Annotated in this window: 3 protein-coding genes; all 3 read right to left on the bottom strand. The window is 64.7% G+C overall.

Annotated elements, in window-relative coordinates; genetic code table 11:
- The coding region (atpG, locus tag AC1DY5_RS50705) for an ATP synthase F1 subunit gamma (RefSeq protein WP_478121862.1) at positions 1 to 639 on the bottom strand (639 nt) is incomplete at its 3' end.
- Positions 640 to 657: 18 nt separating this feature from the next.
- Positions 658 to 2211: a F0F1 ATP synthase subunit alpha gene (atpA, locus tag AC1DY5_RS50700; RefSeq protein ID WP_478121861.1), complete on the bottom strand. Its 1554-nt coding sequence runs from the start codon at positions 2209 to 2211 to the stop codon at positions 658 to 660.
- A gap of 19 nt (positions 2212 to 2230) precedes the next feature.
- A partial coding sequence (gene atpH, locus AC1DY5_RS50695; RefSeq protein WP_478121860.1) for an ATP synthase F1 subunit delta occupies positions 2231 to 2640 on the bottom strand: 410 nt, incomplete at its 5' end.

The following is a 2640-nucleotide window of genomic DNA, read 5'->3' as shown; positions in this document are numbered from 1 at the left end:
GAGGTAGTCCGGGCCGCGCGGGCCGCCGCCTTGCGCGGCCCCGGTAGCGACTGGTTGCGCCGACAGCGGCAGCAGCTGTTGGATCACCGGCTCCTGCCTGATCGTGTTGACGAAGCGCGTGTAGCACAGGTGCACGGCCGACAGCCTGCCCGCGGCATACGCGTCGAGCATCAGCTTGGTCGGACCGATCAGCTTCTCGAGCATCGGCTTGTCGCCCAGCTGGGTCGCGTGCGACAGGACCCTGGCGCCGATGCGGTTCAGGAACCCCAGGCCCTTGTTGCCGATCGCGACCACCTCGCACTTGCGGCCCGAGGCGTCGACCTCCCCGAACCTCGCAGTCACGGCGCGCAACAGATTCGTGTTCATGCCGCCGCACAAGCCCTTGTCAGTGGTCACGACCACGAAGCCGACGCTTTCGGCGGACTCGTTCTTCGCCATCAGCGGATGCACGTGCCCCGTCGTGGCCGCGGCGAGCCTTGCCACCAGGTCGCGGATCTTCTCGGCATACGGGCGCGCCGCGTGCATGCATTCCTGCGACTTGCGCATCTTCGACGCGGCCACCATTTCCATGGCCTTGGTGATCTTCCTGGTGTTCTCCACCGACTTGATCTTGCTGCGAATTTCCTTGCCGGCCGCCATGACGTTGTTCCTTGCGCCTCAGGCGAACGACTTCTTGAACGCAGCAATCGCGTTGTTGAGCTCGGCCTCGACCTCCTGGTCCATCGCCTTGCCGTCCTCGAGCTTGCCCAGCAACGCCGCATGGCCGGACTTCAACTGCTGGTGCAGTCCGCGCTCGAACGCGAGCACCTTCTTCACGTCGATGTCGTCGAGGAAGCCCTTGTTGGCGGCGAAGATCGAGGCGGCCACCAGGCTGCTGGGCAGCGGCGAGTACTGAGGCTGCTTCAGCAGTTCGGTTACGCGCGCGCCGCGGTCGAGCTGTTTGCGCGTGGCGGCATCGAGATCGGACGCGAATTGTGCGAACGCAGCCAACTCGCGGTACTGCGCCAGGTCGGTCCGGATGCCTCCGGACAGGGCCTTGATCAGCTTGGTCTGCGCGGCACCGCCGACGCGCGACACCGAGATGCCGGCGTTGATCGCGGGCCGGATGCCGGCGTTGAACAGACTGGTCTCGAGGAAAATCTGGCCGTCGGTGATCGAGATCACGTTCGTAGGCACGAAGGCCGACACGTCGCCGGCCTGCGTCTCGATGATCGGCAGCGCGGTCAGCGAGCCGGTCTTGCCCTTCACCGCGCCCTTGGTGAACTTCTCGACGTAGTCGGCGTTGACACGCGCGGCGCGCTCGAGCAGTCGGCTGTGCAGATAGAACACGTCGCCGGGGAAAGCTTCGCGGCCCGGAGGACGACGCAGTAGCAGCGAGACCTGACGGTAGGCCACGGCCTGTTTGGACAGGTCGTCATAGACGATCAGCGCGTCCTGGCCGCGATCGCGGAAGTATTCGCCCATCGTGCAGCCCGAGTAGGCCGACACGTATTGGAGCGCGGCTGGCTCGGACGCGGAAGCGGCAACGACGATGGTGTAGTCCATCGCGCCGTGCTGCTCGAGCGAGCGCACCACGTTCTTGATCGACGAGGCCTTCTGTCCGATGGCGACGTACACGCAGGTCATATTTCGACCCTTCTGGCTGATGATCGTGTCGATCGCCACAGCGGTCTTGCCGGTCTGGCGGTCGCCGATGATCAGTTCGCGTTGCCCGCGGCCGATCGGCACCATGGAGTCGATCGACTTCAGGCCCGTCTGCACCGGCTGGCTTACCGACTGGCGCGCGATCACACCGGGGGCCACCTTCTCGATCACGTCGGTCATCTTGGCGTTGACCGGGCCCTTGCCGTCGATCGGCTGGCCCAGCGCGTTCACCACCCGGCCAATCAGTTCGGGGCCGACGGGCACTTCCAGAATGCGGCCCGTGCACTTGACGGTGTCGCCTTCGGAGATGTGCTCATACTCGCCCAGGATCACCGAACCGACCGAGTCGCGCTCAAGGTTGAGCGCAAGGCCGTAGGTCGGCTCGCCGTCCCTGGCCGCGGGGAACTCGAGCATTTCGCCGGCCATCACGTCGGACAGGCCGTGGATGCGGCAGATGCCATCGGTCACCGACACCACTGTGCCCTGGTTGCGGATGTCCTCGGCGACACCGAGGCCATCGATTCGAATCTTGATCAGTTCAGAAATTTCTGCGGGATTCAGTTGCATGACTCATCTCCTTGCGGCTTCACGCGGTGAGCGCGACTTTCATCTGTTGCAGGCGGCCATTGACCGAGGCATCGAGCACCTGGTCACCGACCACCACGCGGATGCCTCCGATCAACTCAGGGTCGACCTCGACACTCGCATTGAGCTTGCGGCCAAAGCGCTTCTCAAGTGACGCGACCATGTCGGCCAGCATGGCCGCGTCGATCGGGAAGGCGCTGATCACCTTCGCATCCGACACCCCCGATTGCGCATTGACCATCGCTCGGAACTGCGCGGCCATCTCCGGCAGCACGGCCAGGCGGCCGTTGTCAATCACCGCGCGCAGCAGGTTTTGTACGGGATCGGACAGCTTCGTTTCGACGACATCAAGGAATACGCCGAAGACCTGCCCGGGCGAAACCTCGGGGTTGTCGGCCAGCTCGAGCAACT

Source organism: Variovorax sp. P4_D9 (genome assembly GCF_056401695.1).
This window is presented reverse-complemented; position numbering and strand designations above follow the sequence as displayed.

Bases quoted from the DNA above. Each gene is read 5' to 3' on its own strand.
- atpA (WP_478121861.1), bottom strand. From the start codon at position 2,211: ATGCAACTGAATCCCGCAGAAATTTCTGAACTGATCAAGATTCGAATC.